General features: G+C 62.5%; 24 protein-coding genes. 14 read left to right on the forward strand and 10 right to left on the reverse strand.

Translation table 11 applies throughout. From position 1 onward, the window contains the following. Positions 1–93 precede the first annotated feature (93 nt). Together HSRCO_RS09250 and HSRCO_RS09255 are read right to left on the reverse strand one after the other, a co-directional pair. Positions 94–435: a hypothetical protein gene (locus HSRCO_RS09250; RefSeq protein WP_259517360.1), complete on the reverse strand. Its 342-nt coding sequence runs from the start codon at positions 433–435 to the stop codon at positions 94–96. Then, complete coding sequence (locus HSRCO_RS09255; RefSeq protein ID WP_259517361.1) at positions 432–755, reverse strand: helix-turn-helix domain-containing protein; 324 nt, start codon at positions 753–755, stop codon at positions 432–434. Before HSRCO_RS09255 ends, HSRCO_RS09250 begins: the two co-directional genes overlap by 4 nt. 200 nt (positions 756–955) lie before the next feature. Here HSRCO_RS09255 and HSRCO_RS09260 point away from each other — a divergent pair, with 200 nt between their 5' ends. The 3 genes from HSRCO_RS09260 (at position 956) to HSRCO_RS09270 (ending at position 1,817) form a co-directional block, all read left to right on the forward strand. Next, positions 956–1,234: a type II toxin-antitoxin system HicB family antitoxin gene (locus HSRCO_RS09260; RefSeq protein ID WP_259517362.1), complete on the forward strand. Its 279-nt coding sequence runs from the start codon at positions 956–958 to the stop codon at positions 1,232–1,234. An 8-nt stretch (positions 1,235–1,242) separates the two neighbouring features. Next, positions 1,243–1,497, forward strand: coding sequence for a type II toxin-antitoxin system HicA family toxin (locus HSRCO_RS09265; protein ID WP_259517363.1), 255 nt, complete (start codon positions 1,243–1,245; stop codon positions 1,495–1,497). A 125-nt stretch (positions 1,498–1,622) separates the two neighbouring features. Next, a complete protein-coding gene (locus HSRCO_RS09270) occupies positions 1,623–1,817 on the forward strand; it encodes a hypothetical protein (protein WP_259517364.1) in 195 nt (64 codons plus the stop codon). Positions 1,818–1,837: 20 nt separating this feature from the next. Here HSRCO_RS09270 and HSRCO_RS09275 read toward each other — a convergent pair whose 3' ends face one another. The 5 genes from HSRCO_RS09275 to HSRCO_RS09295 form a co-directional block, all read right to left on the reverse strand. After that, positions 1,838–2,233: a PIN domain-containing protein gene (locus HSRCO_RS09275; RefSeq protein ID WP_259517365.1), complete on the reverse strand. Its 396-nt coding sequence runs from the start codon at positions 2,231–2,233 to the stop codon at positions 1,838–1,840. Next, a complete protein-coding gene (locus tag HSRCO_RS09280; RefSeq protein ID WP_259517366.1) occupies positions 2,230–2,463 on the reverse strand; it encodes an antitoxin VapB family protein in 234 nt (77 codons plus the stop codon). The genes HSRCO_RS09275 and HSRCO_RS09280 overlap by 4 nt, the downstream gene beginning before the upstream one ends. A 149-nt stretch (positions 2,464–2,612) precedes the next feature. Continuing rightward, positions 2,613–3,026, reverse strand: coding sequence for a type II toxin-antitoxin system VapC family toxin (locus tag HSRCO_RS09285; RefSeq protein ID WP_259517367.1), 414 nt, complete (start codon positions 3,024–3,026; stop codon positions 2,613–2,615). Beyond that, positions 3,023–3,241 carry an antitoxin VapB family protein gene (locus HSRCO_RS09290; RefSeq protein WP_259517368.1) on the reverse strand — a complete coding sequence of 73 codons (219 nt, stop codon included), beginning with the start codon at positions 3,239–3,241 and terminating at the stop codon, positions 3,023–3,025. Before HSRCO_RS09290 ends, HSRCO_RS09285 begins: the two co-directional genes overlap by 4 nt. Before the next feature lie 787 nt (positions 3,242–4,028). Then, positions 4,029–4,166, reverse strand: coding sequence for a hypothetical protein (locus tag HSRCO_RS09295; RefSeq protein ID WP_259517369.1), 138 nt, complete (start codon positions 4,164–4,166; stop codon positions 4,029–4,031). Between the two features lie 236 nt (positions 4,167–4,402). Between HSRCO_RS09295 and HSRCO_RS09300 the strand changes: the two genes are divergently transcribed. Genes HSRCO_RS09300 through HSRCO_RS09310 form a run of 3 tightly spaced genes read left to right on the forward strand, consistent with a single transcriptional unit; the run spans position 4,403 to position 5,498 of the window. After that, the gene (locus HSRCO_RS09300; protein ID WP_259517370.1) at positions 4,403–4,612 is read left to right on the forward strand and encodes a hypothetical protein; all 210 of its coding nucleotides are present in this window, start codon (positions 4,403–4,405) and stop codon (positions 4,610–4,612) included. 48 nt (positions 4,613–4,660) lie between these two features. Then, a complete protein-coding gene (locus tag HSRCO_RS09305) occupies positions 4,661–5,263 on the forward strand; it encodes a hypothetical protein (RefSeq protein ID WP_259517371.1) in 603 nt (200 codons plus the stop codon). Continuing rightward, a complete protein-coding gene (locus tag HSRCO_RS09310) occupies positions 5,241–5,498 on the forward strand; it encodes a hypothetical protein (protein WP_259517372.1) in 258 nt (85 codons plus the stop codon). Before HSRCO_RS09305 ends, HSRCO_RS09310 begins: the two co-directional genes overlap by 23 nt. A 59-nt stretch (positions 5,499–5,557) precedes the next feature. Here the strand turns inward: HSRCO_RS09310 and HSRCO_RS09315 are convergent, their stop codons facing one another. Beyond that, positions 5,558–5,971, reverse strand: coding sequence for a transcriptional regulator (locus tag HSRCO_RS09315; protein WP_259517373.1), 414 nt, complete (start codon positions 5,969–5,971; stop codon positions 5,558–5,560). 98 nt (positions 5,972–6,069) lie between these two features. Between HSRCO_RS09315 and HSRCO_RS09320 the strand changes: the two genes are divergently transcribed. Together HSRCO_RS09320 and HSRCO_RS09325 are read left to right on the forward strand one after the other, a co-directional pair. After that, positions 6,070–6,690 (forward strand): hypothetical protein, encoded by a 621-nt coding sequence (locus tag HSRCO_RS09320; RefSeq protein WP_259517374.1) that lies wholly within the window; start codon positions 6,070–6,072, stop codon positions 6,688–6,690. Positions 6,691–6,937: 247 nt separating this feature from the next. Beyond that, on the forward strand, positions 6,938–8,146 hold the full coding sequence (locus HSRCO_RS09325; protein WP_259517376.1) for a threonine synthase: 1,209 nt from the start codon (positions 6,938–6,940) through the stop codon (positions 8,144–8,146). A gap of 6 nt (positions 8,147–8,152) precedes the next feature. Here HSRCO_RS09325 and HSRCO_RS09330 read toward each other — a convergent pair whose 3' ends face one another. Further along, entirely contained in the window at positions 8,153–8,671 is a 519-nt protein-coding gene (locus tag HSRCO_RS09330) for a DUF21 domain-containing protein (RefSeq protein ID WP_259517378.1), read from the reverse strand. 125 nt (positions 8,672–8,796) lie between these two features. Between HSRCO_RS09330 and HSRCO_RS09335 the strand changes: the two genes are divergently transcribed. From HSRCO_RS09335 to HSRCO_RS09345, 3 genes are all read left to right on the forward strand, one after another. Further along, entirely contained in the window at positions 8,797–9,564 is a 768-nt protein-coding gene (locus HSRCO_RS09335) for an AzlC family ABC transporter permease (protein WP_259517379.1), read from the forward strand. Then, positions 9,551–9,877, forward strand: coding sequence for an AzlD family protein (locus HSRCO_RS09340; RefSeq protein ID WP_259517380.1), 327 nt, complete (start codon positions 9,551–9,553; stop codon positions 9,875–9,877). Before HSRCO_RS09335 ends, HSRCO_RS09340 begins: the two co-directional genes overlap by 14 nt. A gap of 71 nt (positions 9,878–9,948) precedes the next feature. Further along, positions 9,949–10,812: a universal stress protein gene (locus HSRCO_RS09345; RefSeq protein ID WP_259517381.1), complete on the forward strand. Its 864-nt coding sequence runs from the start codon at positions 9,949–9,951 to the stop codon at positions 10,810–10,812. A gap of 22 nt (positions 10,813–10,834) precedes the next feature. Here HSRCO_RS09345 and HSRCO_RS09350 read toward each other — a convergent pair whose 3' ends face one another. After that, entirely contained in the window at positions 10,835–12,016 is a 1,182-nt protein-coding gene (locus HSRCO_RS09350; RefSeq protein ID WP_259517382.1) for a CapA family protein, read from the reverse strand. 83 nt (positions 12,017–12,099) lie between these two features. Between HSRCO_RS09350 and HSRCO_RS09355 the strand changes: the two genes are divergently transcribed. The 3 genes from HSRCO_RS09355 to HSRCO_RS09365 all read left to right on the forward strand — a co-directional run bounded on the left by HSRCO_RS09355 (position 12,100) and on the right by HSRCO_RS09365 (position 15,319). Further along, complete coding sequence (locus HSRCO_RS09355) at positions 12,100–13,392, forward strand: hypothetical protein (RefSeq protein ID WP_259517383.1); 1,293 nt, start codon at positions 12,100–12,102, stop codon at positions 13,390–13,392. Next, complete coding sequence (locus HSRCO_RS09360) at positions 13,389–14,117, forward strand: formyltransferase family protein (RefSeq protein ID WP_259517384.1); 729 nt, start codon at positions 13,389–13,391, stop codon at positions 14,115–14,117. The genes HSRCO_RS09355 and HSRCO_RS09360 overlap by 4 nt, the downstream gene beginning before the upstream one ends. Positions 14,118–14,293: 176 nt before the next feature. Beyond that, complete coding sequence (locus HSRCO_RS09365) at positions 14,294–15,319, forward strand: DUF354 domain-containing protein (protein WP_259517385.1); 1,026 nt, start codon at positions 14,294–14,296, stop codon at positions 15,317–15,319. The last annotated feature ends 12 nt before the right edge of the window (positions 15,320–15,331 follow it).

The following is a 15,331-nucleotide window of genomic DNA, read 5'->3' on the forward strand; positions in this document are numbered from 1 at the left end:
TGAACAACCCGGGGTCCAGGTACTGACGGTACTACACGTTCGAACTAAGCGAAACTACATAAAGACGAGCCACTCGAAGACGGGGCCAAGCGATCAGTCCAGCGCACCCAGGTGGGTAGCTGCCTCACGAGCAATTTTCTCGACAGTGTTCGCCGTCAATTCACCTTCAGTTTCGTGAATATCGGCGTGTTTGATCGTGACGAGGACCCACGGATTGATGTAACTCTCGCGTGGAAGTCCGCCACTCGTGAAGTCTGTGGCAGCGAGTGGAATCGCTGCCGAGCGTCGTGTAGTCGTGACGACGGCATAGACGGCTTCTTCGTCACGAAACGGCGGTGTGTCTGTACTCAGGCAGACGTATGGTCGATATTCGTGCGGGCCCAGGAGGTCCGGTCCTTTGACGACCGTTCCACGAGTATAGCGGGGCGCCGTCATTCGTCCGACTCACCGTAGTAGTCATCCGTCGTCGATGCGGAACTCGCGGCCTGCTGTGCTGCGTACGAGGCGAGGCGTTCATCGTCCCCAATCGCCCAGTAGCGCCCGTGATGCCGGACGAGTCCGCGATCTTCGAGACGGGAGAGGACGACCCCGACGCTCCCGCGAGGGATATCGGTTGCTTCGTGAATTTCGGTCTGTGTGAATGCTTGTTCGTTGTTTGTAGCTAAGAATGTGAGAACGATGTGAGGCTGTGTCCCTGCTTTGAGATCCAAAACGTCGTTGGGACCGTTCTCGAAACGATCGATCCTGATCGGCATATGTAATAGATAGTTGTAAAATGTAATAAGTTGTTTGGTGGGGCGCCAAGGAAGACAATAAAGAACTAGCGGTGATCGCGGTCCTCGGACTGCACACGATGACCGACGAGATAACGTACTAGTCTCAATTACTCGAGCGGCCTACAATACTCACGTGATGGGACCGAACACTTTTCTCCCGGTATGAGGTAGTATAGTTCATGAGTTCGAAGTCGGACGGGGATGGTGAGGAATATACCGCACCCACCCACATTTCTCTGGAACGCTCTACAGAGGGAGATGTCTGGCTCGTCCGAGACGAGGAAACTGGTGTTGCAACTGAGGGTGAGACACGCGAAGAGGCCCTCGAAATGCTCGACGACGCTGTTGCGGCCTTCAAAGACGAGAAGGGACGAGAGCCAACCGACGAGGAATTACGTGACGTAGGAATCGATCCGAGAGAAAATACGAGTGGCAATCTCCCAGACATTCTCAAGTAGTTCAACGAATGGTGACGAGAGATTTTTCGGGGGACGACGTCGTTTCTGTACTGGTGAATGTAGGAGGATTTCACTGGATCCGTACAACGGGGAGTCATATGATAGTGAAGTGGACTCCTCCGGAAGACCACGAGACGCCACCGCGTACTGTGAGTGTCCCTCGAAAAGATCGGCTCCGGATTGGGACGTTGCAAAACATCGCTGAGCAGGCCGGGGCGAAGGACTTCGACGAGTTTTGCCAGTGGATCGATCGAAACCGGTGAGCACTGTTCGGTATTGACCATCTCGAAGCCACATACCCGTTTGGCTCGTCCATACCGGTGTCTGGTTGGGGCAATTGCTCGGCCAGTGCACTCGCATTCGGAACACGAACTGGTGCAGAAAGGTAGTGGAATGTTCCGTCCAGACGTTGACGTTCCTCGTCGCGTTGATGATCGGAGCACTCAGGGCCCCGGGCGAGCGAGTCTACGCTGCCACGCCGGAGTGGACTCTCCTGGTCGCAGCGATACTTGTCGGGAGGGGGATTCTCGGGGCAGTCGCCGTCCTCGGACTGGACGCGATGACCGACGAGATAACGTCCTGAATCGTGTGTAAACGGCTCTGTCAATAGGTTTCGACAGTCAGGCCGGGAATTCGTTCGAAGTGATCGACGTTCTTGGTCAGGACGGGTTCGTCGTGAACGACGCCGGTCGCACCGATGATCTCGTCGCCAGGATCTTGCAAGGCCCGACCGTCTGCGGTAAGCGAGCCAGCGATCCGGCCGGCTTTCCGTGCGATGGCCGGAGTCACGTCGTAGATTGCTTTCGTTCCGAGGACTGCATCGAGTCTGTCGATTTCCCTTCGGGGTTTCTCGACGTACCCCACACCCCAGTACAGTTCGTAAAGCGTCATCGTCGACAGCCGTTCGGGAATTCCTTCCTCACGGAGTGTGTCGGCCTTCGCGACCGCCGCGGGGTCGTTGCGCGCGACGTCCTCGACGAACGACGTCTCGAGGATCATTCGCTCAGCCGGTCTTCGGTGTTCGTCGCGTACGATTCATAACTCTCTCGACGGCGCGACCGAATGCGTTCTACCTCCTCGTCCGTGAAGACACCGGCGACGTCACTGATCGGTCGGTCACTGGCGAGGCGCGTGACGACCTCCGAAAAGGTCTCCTCCTCGCGTTTTCGTCGCGCCAGAGTCTCGTATGCGTCCTCGGTCAACCGGACGCTCTTGTAATCGGACCCCATCTGTATACACTTGTATACATCGTTTCATTACATAAGCATGATGGAGGACGCGGCCAGCATCCGCAACGTTGGTACCGAGTTGAACCCCTCTCGGTGCGCTCGCGGTACTCGGGTTGGACGCGATGATCGACGAGATCACGTACTGAGCGCTAGTACTCCGCCCAGTCGACCACGTCGACGTCGGCGATGCGTGAAAACTGTGCGACGTTACCCGTAAGAACCGGGAGTTGCTCCGTGCGCGCAGTCGCTCCGATATAAACGTCGTGCAAGTCGTTGAGAGAATTGCCGCCCCGACGAAGGCCGTCGATGATTTTCGCGGCAGACAGGGCGACCGGTCGAGACACGGGGACGAGTTCGAAGCGAGCGAGTAATCGTTCGAGTCCATCGACTGCGGCGCGGTAGCCGTCGGTCCCATCCGCGTATTGTTTCTCGACGCCCAATCTGAGCTCGGTCGCCGTCACTGCACTGATCGCGTGTCGACCTTCGGCGTCGAGTTTTGCAACGCGTTCGTCGACACCACCACGGTCGATATCGACCACGACCGACGTATCGAGCAGTTTCACGAGTCGAGGCGCTCCGCCGTCCCCTCACTCAACCGCGCGATGTCATCGGTGACCGCTTCGTAGGTCGACTCGTCCAATATCTGCTGGCCGGTGACCTCCTGAAGCGTCCCGCCGGCTTCCAGTTTGGCGGCGATTACTTCGCTGAAACTCCGGTCGCCCTTCTCCCGGACCAACGCTTCGTACACGTCATCCGAGAGGGAGATGTTCTTACTCATACGTTAGGTATGGGTATGTGTACGTAAAACCGATTCGGTGATCCACTCACACCATGGTACCACCGTTCCTGTAGGCCGTTCTCTGGGCGATCTTACGGTCGTCAATCACGTGGCTGGCCCCGTCTCTAGCGGCCACCGCATCTGGTCGAGACTCTTTGACCGACGAGATCACGTATTGAACGCGTCCTCGTTCTACCCAGGACGGGTTCGTCGTGAATGACGCCGGTCGCGCCGATGGGTTCGTCGTCTGGAGCCCCACGGCGAGATTGCACACAAGCCTGTTCCATACCCGCGAGAGGGATGGTGTGGTAAACACACGTCGGCGAAATCCGTTCTTACTCGTGCATAGATCATCGAACCAACAAGGGGAATTTTGGTGTTCGAGACCACAGATTCAGGTCCATGAGATCCATCCGGGCCGTCCCGATTCTTCGCGGGATATTCGGACGGTCGGAGCCAGACGAGACTCCATTTCAATGCGCGAGTTGTGGGACGCAACTCGCCGTTCGCTACCAGCAATGCCCGGAGTGCGGGAGTTTCTCCATCGACCGGGCCGATTGGCTAGACGGTGAGTGAACGGCCCTGCACCGCCCGCGTGCTCGGCTGGGGCGTCCACGAGGTAACCGTGGTTCTCGAGCGGGACGTAGCGGCCGACGAGATACCGTACTGAGCCAGTCGACGGCAGAGAGGAGATGTTGGGGACAGGGCAGAAGGAACGAGGAGGAAGGAATCTGGATTGGGTGACACGGTCCTCGTTGAGCGGCGACGCCGGGTGATCGCCCAACGCTCAGGCGACCGCCCGCCGTCGGATATCGACGCGATGGCGTTCTTTGCGGGCGTGGCGCTCGAGGGCGTCGGCGGCCGCCTCCTGATCGCTATCCTGGTACCGCCACGAACAGTCGGTACAGGTTGCAAGCCATTGCATGGGTGTTTGGGTTCGTCCTGGGGGAAGGGTGGTCGTCGCCACGATGCGATTGGGGAGTGGAGCCGATCGTCTCCCACAGGTGGTAGTTGTTCACCCATGTGGATAAATCGCATCCTACCGTGGTGAAAGTGAAACTGTCACGGACGGGTCGTCACGCGGGCGTTCACCCACCCTCGCTATCCCATAGAATCGATCATCGGGGCCACATTTTTGCGGCTCTCTCGCGAAGACCGGACATGGTCATCTCGGACGAACCGCTCTGGGGCGACGCCGTCGAGGACTTCGTTCAGGAGTACGACGATGTCATCGTGTACGGCGACAGAGAGGGCGAGACCGTCCTCCACGAGGGAGGGGGCCGGATCCTCGCGAACGGCTGGGTGATGCTTCCGACGGACCGACTGCTGTCGCCGGATGCGGTCCACGATATCGATACGGGACCTCGCTAAGCCCACCCGTCGCCCAGTATTTATCCCAGCATCCATCGAACTATCACCATGGGTGGCATCGAAATCCGCGACGGAACGCTGGTGGTCGAGCGCGAACCGAACCAGCTGGACGCGCTGGCAATCGAATTCTCGGATATCCTCGATACGTTCGATATCGCCCACGTCTACGTCTCGGGATACGTCTCCATACTCGCAGGACGCGCACGTTCGACGGAAGATGTCGACGTTCTCATCGAAGAGATCGACGAAGGAACCGCGAGCGAACTCGCAGATGAGTTGGCCACGCTCGACTTCTGGGGGCCGGCGATGCCACTGTCCTCCATGTATGAAATGCTCGAGCGGGGAGACAACATCTGGGTGGCGAGAGACGATCAGGTCACACCACACCTAGAGGTGAAATTCGTCCACGACGAATTCGATCGGGCTTCCCTGGCAAACGCGATGCGGGCAACGATCGGAAATGAGAGCGTCCCGATCGGTCCGCTGGAGCTCCAGATCGCCTACAAACTTTACCTTGGTGCCCGCAAAGACGTCGAAGACGCGGTGCACCTCTATACCCTCTTCGAGGAAAGCCTTAGTGTCGGTCGGCTCGAACGATGGGTGTCACGACTCGACGTGAAAGACGACTATGAGCGACTCAAACGTGCGTGAGGAACTCGACGAGAAGCACGAAGAGGATCGCGAGCGACGGCTCGAAGCGGTCAAACGGTGGGTCGAATACATCGAATCTGCGCCACCCGAGACGTGGGGCCCACAGCAGAATGCGGTCGTCGACGGACAGTTGGAGGCCGCACAAAACGCCGGGATTTCGGCCGCACACCGAAAACGGGTCGAAGACGCGGCATCGAGAATTCTCGATGCAAATACCGACGGAAATGACCGCTGAAGCAAAGTTCTCCGGTCGCCTTACACTCGCCCCGTTAGACAGATCACTGAACGCTTCAGTCAGTCGTTGGCATCGCTGTCGTACATCGCCTCGAAGCGCTGCTCGCCGCGGATCAACTCGTCGACCCCCTGGGAGAGCACCACCTCGCCGAAGACTGTCGCGCGGTAGTAGGTGTACAGGCCGTCCTGGCCCCGCTCGGTCCGCTGTCGTTTCTCGACGAGTCCCACGTCCAGGAGCGTGTTTAGGTGGTAGTGGAGCGTGCTGTCGTCGACGTCGAGACGAGAAACGAGTTCCGTGGGGCTCATCGGCCCGGCGTGAACGAGGCGATAGAGGATCTCGTAACGCGTCCGGTGGCCGATGGCGGCGTGCATGTCGAGGTACTCGTCGAGCGAGAGGACGCTGTCCTCCGGGAGCAGGTCCGCCGGGTCGGCGGGGAACTCCCCGTTCGACGGCCGCGGTTGATTCGTCGCCATCACGTGTCGGGATACGCACAGTGAATACTTAGTCCTTCTCGAGCCAGGAACTTTCGAAAACACCCCTCTTTAAGAATGTAGCGCGCGGGATGTTGCATATGTCGGCGTCCATCACGCGGGACCTGATCGCGGACCGACTGGGTGACGTCCAGTACGACCGGTTTCTGTTCTATATAATGGGTCCGTACAAGTCGTTCGACCTGAATTACGTCCTCGGCGAGGAGGAACGCCGACGGATCGACGTCGAGGACCTCCCTGGCCCGTTGCGCGCACTCTTTCGGAACGAGGGCAATATCGACGAGGCCCACGCGCTCCTCCGGCGGGTGCAGGGGGCACTTCGCGACGACCCGGGCGTGAACGCCTTTCTGGCCGTCGACGTGGACGTTGACGTCGATGACGTGGACGCGGTAACCCAGAGCATCGAGTTCACCCGCTGTAGCAACGCGACGGCGTTCGTGGTCCCGTTCCTCGGGCACAACTTCGGCGTCGGCGAGGAGGCGGGGAGCATCCTGGAGACACTCGCCGAATCCCACGGCGAACGCCTGGTTTTCGTCCACGAGGACGACGTGACCAGTGCGATGATCCGGTCGGCATCGGTCCGCTGGGACCTCCGCGTCGAGACCTACGGGTCGGAGGTGGAACTCGTCGAGACGCTCCGGCGGTTCGCCGCCGAGATCATGCACCGCGAACGGCGCGGCGACCTCGCCCGACTGGATTGATAGGGCGGTAATTTACGCGCGATAGGACCAGCAGACCCGTCTTGCCCGACCGCCAGGGTCGTCAGCGAGAACGGGAATTTTATCTCACTCTCGTCGGGCCAGGGAACGTCCTCCGCCAGTGAACATCGATGATGTGGGGAGAAACGATCCGTCTCGGTGGTCGGCGAGAATAGTACGCCCCGTCGAACAGACGGGAAGCGGTGCACAAGAAGAAAGCCTTTGTCGGTGTGTCCCCGCAGAACGTGGTATGAGTTCTTCGCTGGTCTGCTACCGCTGTGGGCAACGGTACGACGACGAAACGCGAGTCCGCTGTTCGTGTGGCGAACCGCTCTGGTTCGAGACGCCCAGCATCGATTACACCTGGTCGGACGGCCAGGACGTCGACGGGATGTGGCGATACGAGGCCCTCTTGCCGATCGACCGGCCTGCAGGGGTCGCCCGGGCCGCCGGCGGCACCCCGCTGGTCAGGAGCGAACGACTCGACGACGCTGCCGGGGCCCGGGTCTACGTCAAAGACGAGGGCGAAAATCCGACCGGGGCGTACAAGGACCGAGGGAGTGCGGTAGCGGTCCCCCACGCCCTCGTGGGAGGCGACGACGTCGTCGGGACCGTCTCCTACGGAAACATGGCGATCAGCACCGCCGCCCACGCGGCGAGTCTGGGCCGAGAGTGCATCGTCCTGGTGCCCGACGACATCTCGTCGGTCCGGCTGGAGCTCATCGCCCAGTACGACTCGACCATCGTCCAGGTCAGTGGGGACTATGGTGCGCTGTACGACGACGCGATATCGCTCTCCCAATCGCTTCCCATCTCGATCTTGCTCAGCGACGCGCCCGCTCGCATCAGCGGCTACAAGACTGTCCTGTACGAGATCATCGAGTCGCTCGCACCGGAACCCCCCGACGCAATCGCCATTCCGGCGAGTTCCGGCGGCTTCGCCTCGGGGGTCTGGCGTGGAATTCGCGACCTCGAATCGATGGGCCTCCTCGAGGAGCCACCCCGGCTGTACGTCGTGCAGACCGCCAGTGCCGACCCGATAACGCGAGCGTTCGACGCCGGTGACGTGGATACGACGCCCCTGACGCCCGACCAGACGGAAGAGACCATCGCCCACTCCATCGGGAACCCGGATCCGCCCAGTGGCGGTCGAGCGCTCGCCGCGGTCCGCGACACCGACGGCGCCGTCGTCTCGGTCACCGACGAGGAGATCGAGACGGCGCAACGGCAGTTCGCCACCCTCGGCGGGTTCAGCGTCGAGCCAGCAGCGGCGACGCCGCTCGCGGGCGTCGCCCGGCTCACGGAGCGCGGCGAGATCGAGGCCGACGAATCGGTCGTCCTGATCCCCACCGGAACGGGATTCAAAGAGCTCGAGACTGGCGAGGCGTCGGTCGAAACTGAGCAGACGAGTCGCGAAGCGCTCCCGGAGTTGCTCGAAACCACACTCGACGCGCGATAACCCTCCTCAGGGACCCACGTAGGGCTTCTCGATGTCCTCGTCGACGGTCACGATGGCGTTGAGCCCGCGGGTGATCCAGTCGAAGAACGTGATCAGTGGCGAGAGGACCCGCTCGACGGCCCGGAGGGGAACGGCGACCACCAGCGACCAGCGTTCGGCGTTGCCCAGGCCGTAGGCCTTCGGGACGATCTCGCCGAAGACGAGAACGAGGAAGCTGGTGAGCAGCGTCGTGACGAGAACGGCAGCGCCCGGGTCGAGAAAGCCAGCGACGATGACCGCCACGATGCTCGAGATGGCGACGTTCACGACGTTGTTGCCGACCAGAAGGGTGACCAGCAGTCGGTGTGGGTCCGCGTGGAGATCGGCGAGGACGGCGGCCCGATGCTCTCCGGATTGTGCCTGTTCGTCGAACCACGCGTCGGGCAACGAGAACAGGGCGATCTCCGAACTCGAGAAGAACGCGCTCACCAGCAGGAGGGCCACGACCGAGAGCCCGCCGACGGCCGCGAATGTCAGGTCGCTCATTCGTCCGAATACCACAAGAAGCCTATTCAACCCCTGGTCGAATCCCATCCTCCTCCAAGAGGACCGTCGGCGGCGAGTCGAGAGCGTTTTCACGGCAACGGCGGCAAGGTACACTGGATCGAACGATGCCGCCCTCGACGTCGTCCGACACGAGTGCACCCTCTCCAGGGACGTCTCCGGAGAGCAATCCCGATACGAGTGACGGGACCGTCAGCTTCGGTCGTTCCGGACTTCGGGCTGGGTTCGTCATCGGGCTTCCCGTCGCACTCGGGGTCGGGGGCTACGGCATCGCCTTCGGCATCCTCGCCAAGCAGACGGGGTTCAGCGTCGCCGAGGCGGCGCTGATGAGCGCGACCGTCCTGGCGGGGGCCTCCCAGATCGTCGCGGTCGAACTCTGGACCGACCCGCTCCCCGTGGGTACCATTCTGGTGACGACGTTCGCTGTCAACCTCCGATACTCGCTGATGGGCGCGGCGTTGCAGCCCTGGTTCAAACACCTCTCTGCGCGACGGGCCTTCGGGAGCCTCTTCTTCATGGCCGACGAGAACTGGGCGCTGACGCTTCGCGACCTACAAGCCGGGAACCGTCGGGGCGCATTCCTCCTCGGGAGTGGACTCGCCCTCTGGCTGGCGTGGGTGCTCGCGACGATCGTCGGTGCACTCGCCGGCGGCACGATCGAGGACCCGGCGGCGTACGGGATCGACTTCGTCCTCGCGGCCGTGTTCGTCGCCCTCCTCGTCGAGTTGTGGGACGGGACGGCCTCGATCGTGCCCTGGACGACCGCGCTCGTGGTCGCACTCGGGACAGCCCAGGTCCTTCCGGGTCGATGGTACATCCTCCTCGGTGGCATCGCCGCCGGCGTCGTCGAGGTGATCCGCTATGATCGGGAGTGAGGCCCTCGCGCTGGACCCGCTCGTCGTGGGCGTCATCCTCGGGATGGCCGCGGTCACGGTCGTCGCCAAACTCGGCGGACTGTGGGTGTTGAGTCGATTCGAGGTGAGCGACCGCCTCGAGGCGGGCGTGTCGGTGCTTCCGGGCGCCATCGTCGTCGCGCTCCTGGGCCCCGAACTCGCGAATGGCGGTCCCGCCGAGTGGGGCGCAGCGGCGGTGACGGGCGTGGTCATGTGGCGAACGGAGAACATCCTCCTGGCGCTGGTGGCCGGTGTCGCCGCCGTCGTCGCCTTCCGAGGTCTCTTTCCGCTCTGATCGGGACGGCCGAGTCCGGGTGATCGTGAGAACGACTATGTGACTGTTCGGCGTATGTCGATCTATCGACAATGTACGGATCCATCCTCCTTCCGGTCGACGACAGCGAAGGTGCTGCCGAGATCGTCGACCACGCCGGCGCAATCGCACGAGAGACCGGAGCGACCGTCCAGGTGCTGTTCGTCGCGGACACGACTCGGGACAGCGTCACCGTCGTCGACGGGGAGGTTCTCGACGGGCTGGTGCGAGAGGGAGAGCGCGTCGTCGCAAACGTGGCGAGCAGGCTCGAAACACTCGACGTGAACTACGACACCGACGTCGTTCAGGGCAGGCCGGCACCGACCATCGTCGAGTACGCCAGGGATTTCGACTACGACCTGATCGTCCTGCAGACCCACGGGCGAACGGGTCTCTCCCACCACCTGCTCGGTAGCGTCACGGAGAAGGTCGTTCGTCTCTCCGAAGTGCCCGTACTTACCGCTCGAATGCGCCCGGACGAGCGGCTGATATTCCCCTACGAGAACGTCCTCATTCCGACCGACGGGAGCGATGGCGCACGGGCGGCCGCCGAGCACGGACTCGACCTCGCCGAGACCCTCGACGCCTCGGTCCACGTGCTCTCGGTGGTCGACGACACGTGGGTGGGACCCGAAGCCCGGGCGACGCTCTCCGAGGACGCCCTGGAGCGACCGGCGAACGAAGCCATCGAGGACGTCGTGGAGGCAGCCGAGGGCTACGATATCCCCGCGGTCCAGACGTATCTCGAATACGGGTCGCCCGCGTCGGTGATCGCGGACGCCATCGAGTCGAACGACATCCACGCCGTGGTCATGGGAACCAGCGGTCGAAGCGGCATCGAGCGGGTCCTGCTGGGGAGCGTGGCCGAGAAGACGGTTCGAACCGCTCCGGTTCCGGTCGTCACGGTCGCTCCGTAGGTGATGAAGACGATTCCGCCAGTCACTCCTCGAAGAACTCGTACAGGCGGTCGTTCATCGCAGTCCGCGGGTCGATCGTGGCCACCAATCCGACGAGGAACAACTGTAGGAGCCACGTCGCCCCGTTCTGCCGGTAGAGAAACCGGATGATACCGAGGGTGTTCCCGAGGGTGTACCCCACGCGATTGGCGGTGAGAAGGGTTCTGTGGAGCGCTGGGGGACCCTCCACGATCCGTTTCGAGATCGCCACCCAGGCCTGCACGGCGATTCGTCGGAGACCGGTCAACTCTCGGACGCGGGGGTCCGCCGCATCCTGGAAGAGCGGTACGTGATCGAAGGCTCCGCTGTCGGAATCGTAGGTGACCAACAGGGAGGTTCGTGCCGTCGCTGGCCAGGTCTTCCGGGTCACCTCGGTCACGGGGTGGTATCGCTTCGTCCGGTACTCGGCCGCGTAATCGGCGGGAACGTCCGCGACCGCGACGGGAGGTTTCAGGTGAAAGTCGGGGAAGAGAAAATTCCCGAGGGAGAAATACGCTCGTTTGGTGCCGTAAGCGGTGTAGCCCTGCACTCGGTGGGGGTGGGCACCGACGATGCCCGCGACCCGAGGATGGTCGAGGAGGTCCTGGGCCAACTCGACGACCGCGACTGGCGGGACCGAGACGTTCTCGATCCCCCAGTGGACGTAGAGGATGGCCCGCGTTCCCGGGTCGAGGTCCTGGAGGGATTCGTCGACGTGGTCCCTGGAGAGGGGATTCACGCCAGGCGAATCCGCGGTCGCGACCTCGATCTTCGTGAGCGACGGACTATCGAACGCACAGAATCCGAAGACGACCAGGTCGTCGTCGATTCGATACGGTTCGGCCGCTTCCTCGAGGGTTCGACCGGCACCGAACCAGTCGATACCGCCGGCGTCGAGGTGTCGGATGGTCTCTTCGATACCCTCGGGTCCGAGGTCCTGCATGTGATTGTTGGCCAGCGAGACCGCGTCGATCGACAGCGCCTGGAGGTGGTCGACGGCTTCCGGTGGCGCGTGGAGCGTGGACTTCCGGGGAATCGGGTCGCCCGTGCCGATGGCGTGTTCGAGGTTCGCGATTCGGAGCGCAGCCGACCGGAACGTCGCCGACTCGACGACGTTCGTGGGGGTCTCTCGCAGGAGTAACCCGCCAGTAAACAGGTCACCAGCGAAACAAATATGGCCGTTCATGCGGAAGTATCCTGTTAGTGTAATCACATGTGGGGAGGACTAATAGTAATGGGTGACCCAACGGCCGCGAGGGAGCCGTCCGCATGACGGCACTCGTGTTCAACTGCGCGTTCAACGGCCTCAGCATCATCCAGGAGCTGGGACGGCGGGGTATCGACGTCTACGCACTCGACAGTTTCCGGAACGTCGGGACCACGAGTCGGTACGCGACCTACCGCTCGTGTCCGAATCCGACGACCGACGAGGCGGGATTCGTCGAGTACCTGCTGGACATCGCCGACGAATTCGACGACAAACCCGTGTTGATTCCGACGAACGACCACTGGGCCGCTGCGGTCGCCCATCATCGCGAAGAACTCGCCGAGCACTACCATACGGGCGTCGCCGATGCCGAGACCGTCGACCTGCTGATCGACAAGGACGCGTTCGGCGAGTGGGCCACCGAGCGGGACTATCCCGTTCCTCGAAGCTGGATGGGTGACGAGCTGGACGACGTCCCCGAATCGGCCTTCCCGGTCGCGGCGAAACCCAACGACGCGACCGGCGTGCCGGACATGATGTTCGACTCGACGGTCGCCCTCCTCTACAACAGACTCTTCGGCGACGGGTCGGGGCCGGAGTTCTCCGCGGAGGAGCAGGCGGTCGTCGAGGCGCTCTCGGAGAACCGCCTCGAGGTCTTCGAGACCCGGGACGAACTCGAGCGGTTCCGCCAGGAGTACGAAGACGTCATCGAGCACTTCGTCGTCCAGGAGTACGTCCGGGGGATGTCGGACCAGATGTACACCGTCGGCGTGTACGCGAACGAAGGGGAGGTGAAAGGACTGTTCACCGGGCGGAAGGTTCGGGGGTATCCACCCGACATCGGCGACTGCAAGGTCGGACAGGCCCAGTCGGTCCCCGACCACCTCGTCGCGATGGTGAAATCGATGAGCGAGGACCTGGGCTACCACGGCATCGGCGAGTTCGAGTTCAAACGAGACGTCGAGACGGGGGAGTACTTCCTCATCGAGGTCAACCCGCGTAGCTGGTCGTGGATCGGTATCACGCCAGCCACCGGGGTCAGTCTCCCGTGGATGGCGTACGCCGACCAGAAAAACACCTACACCTTCGACTACCAGGAGAGTTCGGTCCCCGACGGTTCGGTGACCTGGGTGAAGGCCTTCGAGGACCTCCCCAACAGTCTGTACTTCTACCGTCGCTCGCATCCCGAGTGGACGAAATCCCTCGGAGAGTGGTGGGCGTCGATCGATTCGGACACGCTGGTCGTCGCCGAACTGGCGAAAGACGATCCGCTACCGACGGCCTACGCGACAGTCCTGGTCGGGCGGCGACTGGTGAACGAGACGCTCGATGGCGTCCTCGAGAGATTAGCATGACCGAGCGCTCGGAGCGGGATGACCCGCTACGGATCGTCTTCCTCGTCAATGCCACCTCGAACAAGAGTCGGACCACCATCGATCGATTCGCCGAGGAGTGGGACGTGGTCGATGCGTCGGTCGCCTGCGTGGTGAGTTCCGCGTCGGGGACGGCGGCGGAGGCGGCTCGCTCTCAGGGGTATCCGACGATCGTCTGCAGCGACTCCAGCGAGCAGGAAGGGGCGATCGAGCGGGCGACAGAGCGGATCGGCGGCTGTGACTACCTCGTCTCGATCGGCTGGACCTACCTGGTGCCCGACGAGGCCCTCGAGATGCCGGAGCAGGCGGCGTTGAACGTCCACAGCAGTTATCTGCCGGCCTACAAGGGGTTGAGCGTCCACCGGGCGCAGTGGGCGAACGCCGAGCGGACGGGCGGCGTCACCGTCCATCGCATGACCGAATCGTTCGACGCCGGGCGAATCGTCGCCCAGCAACGCTATCGGATCGGGCTCTTCGACACCCCCATCGCCATGACGAACACCATCGGTGCACTGTCTGCCGCCCTGGTCCGGGAGGCCATCCTCAAGATCGAGCAGGGGTACGAGGGAGAGCCACAACCCGAAGAAGGCAATTACTACTCGCTGTTGCCGTGGTCGACGGTGCTCCAGTACGGGCTCGTCAACCACCTCTATCGGGCACTCGGTAGCGAGAGTCGATTCCCGGTCCCCACTGACGACGATGACTGAGACGACCGAATTGCGACCGTAATGAGTCGTTTCCAAAATACCCCGACCGAGAACCGAACCGTGATGAGCACGATCGGATCGGGTCGCGCTGAACGCCGAGCAGTCGGACGACAGGGGCTACCCGGGGAAGTGAATCGGACCGGCCCCAGCCACTGCTCTCGGGGGGACGATCGACGATGAGAATCTGGTTCGTCATCCTGCATCCGGCCCGGGTACACCTCTACAGACACGCGATACGGGCACTGGACGACCGCGGCTGGGACGTCCGGGTGTTCACGCGGAATTCGGACTCGATCCGCGACCTCCTCGACGCATACGAGATCGAATACACCGTCCTCGCCGACACTGGCGACTCGAAACTCGGAGTCATCCGCAGTCAGGCCAAATTCGAACTCGCGTTTGCCCGAGCGGCCCTGACCGGGCGACCGGATCTCGTCGTCGACGGTCTCGGATCGATGCTCGTGGGGAGAATGCTGGGCGCCACGACGGTCGCGTTCTGGGACACGGAACACAACCGGTTCCAGAAGCTCGTCGTCGGCCCGTTCGTCGATCGTATCTTCACGCCGGAGAGCTACCAGAACGACATCTCGGACAAACAGATCCGCTATGCTGGATTCCACGACCTCGCGTATCTCCATCCGAACCGGTTCCAACCGGACCCGAGTATCCTGGACGACATCGGCCTGGAGCCGGGGGACCGGTTCGTCGTCGTCCGAACCGTGGCCTGGAACGCGACCCACGACATCGGCGATAGCGGATTCGAGGACCTGATCGACGTGGTCGACTCACTCGAGGCGATGGGCGTGGACGTCTTCCTCTCCGCGGAGGCCGACCTGCCCGATTCGCTTGCCGCACGCGAACTCGCCATCGAATCCGACCGGATCCACGACCTGCTGTACTACGCGGACCTGTTCATCGGTGAATCGGGGACGATGGCCACGGAGAGCGCCATCCTCGGGACGCCAGCCATCTTCGTCTCGACCCTCGAAGCCGGCGTCCTGCAGGAGCTGGAGACCACGTACGGGCTCGTGACCAACATCTCGGGGGCGAACCGGTCGGAGCGAGCGATCGAGGCGGCGAGACACATACTGGAGCGAGATCCGGCGATCTGGGAGCGTCGGCGAGCACGGCTCCTCAGCGACACGATCGACGTCACGGCGTTCATGCTCGACCAGTTCGAGGACATCGCGACCGAGGAGTGACCGGGCAAGCCC

This window comes from Halanaeroarchaeum sp. HSR-CO (assembly GCF_024972755.1).
Lineage (GTDB): Archaea > Halobacteriota > Halobacteria > Halobacteriales > Halobacteriaceae > Halanaeroarchaeum.

Excerpts from the sequence above, each read along its gene's own strand:
- HSRCO_RS09250 (WP_259517360.1), bottom strand. The coding sequence starts at position 435 with ATGACGGCGCCCCGCTATACTCGTGGAACGGTCGTCAAAGGACCGGAC.
- HSRCO_RS09255 (WP_259517361.1), bottom strand. The coding sequence starts at position 755 with ATGCCGATCAGGATCGATCGTTTCGAGAACGGTCCCAACGACGTTTTG.
- HSRCO_RS09260 (WP_259517362.1), top strand. The coding sequence starts at position 956 with ATGAGTTCGAAGTCGGACGGGGATGGTGAGGAATATACCGCACCCACC.
- HSRCO_RS09265 (WP_259517363.1), top strand. The coding sequence starts at position 1,243 with ATGGTGACGAGAGATTTTTCGGGGGACGACGTCGTTTCTGTACTGGTG.
- HSRCO_RS09275 (WP_259517365.1), bottom strand. The coding sequence starts at position 2,233 with ATGATCCTCGAGACGTCGTTCGTCGAGGACGTCGCGCGCAACGACCCC.
- HSRCO_RS09280 (WP_259517366.1), bottom strand. The coding sequence starts at position 2,463 with ATGGGGTCCGATTACAAGAGCGTCCGGTTGACCGAGGACGCATACGAG.
- HSRCO_RS09290 (WP_259517368.1), bottom strand. The coding sequence starts at position 3,241 with ATGAGTAAGAACATCTCCCTCTCGGATGACGTGTACGAAGCGTTGGTC.
- HSRCO_RS09295 (WP_259517369.1), bottom strand. The coding sequence starts at position 4,166 with ATGCAATGGCTTGCAACCTGTACCGACTGTTCGTGGCGGTACCAGGAT.
- HSRCO_RS09300 (WP_259517370.1), top strand. The coding sequence starts at position 4,403 with ATGGTCATCTCGGACGAACCGCTCTGGGGCGACGCCGTCGAGGACTTC.
- HSRCO_RS09305 (WP_259517371.1), top strand. The coding sequence starts at position 4,661 with ATGGGTGGCATCGAAATCCGCGACGGAACGCTGGTGGTCGAGCGCGAA.
- HSRCO_RS09310 (WP_259517372.1), top strand. The coding sequence starts at position 5,241 with ATGAGCGACTCAAACGTGCGTGAGGAACTCGACGAGAAGCACGAAGAG.
- HSRCO_RS09315 (WP_259517373.1), bottom strand. The coding sequence starts at position 5,971 with ATGGCGACGAATCAACCGCGGCCGTCGAACGGGGAGTTCCCCGCCGAC.
- HSRCO_RS09320 (WP_259517374.1), top strand. The coding sequence starts at position 6,070 with ATGTCGGCGTCCATCACGCGGGACCTGATCGCGGACCGACTGGGTGAC.
- HSRCO_RS09325 (WP_259517376.1), top strand. The coding sequence starts at position 6,938 with ATGAGTTCTTCGCTGGTCTGCTACCGCTGTGGGCAACGGTACGACGAC.
- HSRCO_RS09330 (WP_259517378.1), bottom strand. The coding sequence starts at position 8,671 with ATGAGCGACCTGACATTCGCGGCCGTCGGCGGGCTCTCGGTCGTGGCC.
- HSRCO_RS09335 (WP_259517379.1), top strand. The coding sequence starts at position 8,797 with ATGCCGCCCTCGACGTCGTCCGACACGAGTGCACCCTCTCCAGGGACG.
- HSRCO_RS09340 (WP_259517380.1), top strand. The coding sequence starts at position 9,551 with ATGATCGGGAGTGAGGCCCTCGCGCTGGACCCGCTCGTCGTGGGCGTC.
- HSRCO_RS09345 (WP_259517381.1), top strand. The coding sequence starts at position 9,949 with ATGTACGGATCCATCCTCCTTCCGGTCGACGACAGCGAAGGTGCTGCC.
- HSRCO_RS09350 (WP_259517382.1), bottom strand. The coding sequence starts at position 12,016 with ATGAACGGCCATATTTGTTTCGCTGGTGACCTGTTTACTGGCGGGTTA.
- HSRCO_RS09355 (WP_259517383.1), top strand. The coding sequence starts at position 12,100 with ATGACGGCACTCGTGTTCAACTGCGCGTTCAACGGCCTCAGCATCATC.
- HSRCO_RS09360 (WP_259517384.1), top strand. The coding sequence starts at position 13,389 with ATGACCGAGCGCTCGGAGCGGGATGACCCGCTACGGATCGTCTTCCTC.
- HSRCO_RS09365 (WP_259517385.1), top strand. The coding sequence starts at position 14,294 with ATGAGAATCTGGTTCGTCATCCTGCATCCGGCCCGGGTACACCTCTAC.